Source organism: Bacteroides fragilis, from assembly GCF_019583405.1.
Lineage (GTDB): Bacteria > Bacteroidota > Bacteroidia > Bacteroidales > Bacteroidaceae > Bacteroides > Bacteroides fragilis_B.
The window spans coordinates 1-1,048 of the sequence record NZ_SZUU01000038.1 but is presented as its reverse complement, the minus strand read 5'-3'; the positions used below and the strand labels follow the sequence as shown (position 1 = coordinate 1,048).

At 47.8% G+C, this 1,048-nt stretch carries 1 protein-coding gene and 1 pseudogene; both read left to right on the top strand.

Features of this window, described 5'->3' with window-relative positions; all coding sequences use genetic code 11:
* Nucleotides 1-180 (top strand): annotated as a pseudogene (locus FDF36_RS21015) (hypothetical protein); the annotation flags it as partial.
* 90 nt (nt 181-270) lie between these two features.
* Nucleotides 271-1,048 (top strand): type IV secretory system conjugative DNA transfer family protein (locus tag FDF36_RS21010; protein ID WP_220392692.1); only part of this gene is annotated, 778 nt, incomplete at its 3' end.

The following is a 1,048-nucleotide window of genomic DNA, read 5'->3' as shown; positions in this document are numbered from 1 at the left end:
GCCGGGGTAAATCCCCAAAAGATATCTCCTGCCAGATGGATATCCCTGATCCGGGGACAACCTACCGGATTACCGGGATGTGAAAAGCCGTTTATACTGGTCAGGACCCCGTCCGGATATACAGCCAGATGTCTGGAAACAGCCGGTAAAAAGGATCGGTCCTTCCAGGCGGAAATATAGTGTTATACATATAACACTTAAAAAATAAATCATGAATTAGCATGATTAAAGTAAAACAGCTTATTAAGTAAAACAAAAAATATAACTGTGATGGAGAATTACATTCCTTATATCAAACTTATTATTTTATCCCTGGCCTGTCTGGTGACGGGAGTTTCCACTCTGAGCCGGAAGTGGTATGTGAATTTGCCGGTTTTCCTTGTATGCCTGGTCGCCGAGACTTATCTGGCATACCTGTTTTTCCCGGCCTATGCGCTATGGCCGGCCGGCGGTTCGCTGGCCATAGCCGGCATTTCCTGTATCAGCCCTTCAGGCAAAAAGCAAAACAAGCGGCCGATCAGGTTGCCGGTCCTTTCCGGAGTTCCATATACCCATTTGGAATTCTATTACTATTACTCCAATTTCCTGGTCTACGGAGGAGCCGGATCGGGAAAGACGAAAAGTATCGGTAAATGGTTGCTGGAAGAGTATATCAAGTTGGGATTTGCGGGATTCATCTATGACTTCAAAGACACCGACTATACTCAGACAGCCTATAACCTGATAGAAAAACACGGCTATCCGCACAAATTCTATTATGTGAGCTTCGACAAGCCGGAACGTTCATACCGCTTCAATCCGCTCAAGGTGGTAAAGGATCGTACCGAGCTGATGCAGCTGATGGAGGATGTCCTGTTGGCCCTGCTGCCCAAAGGGGAGAAGCAGAACGAATGGATAGCCGGAGGGCTGGGTATCCTGCGTGGGGTCGCCTTCCGCTTCTGGGATGAATTTCCCGAATATTGCACGCTGCCCCATATCATGGCCTTCATCATGACGGCTTCCACCAGGCAGCTTTCCATGTTCCTGCAGCAGAACCTTATTTCCGAAA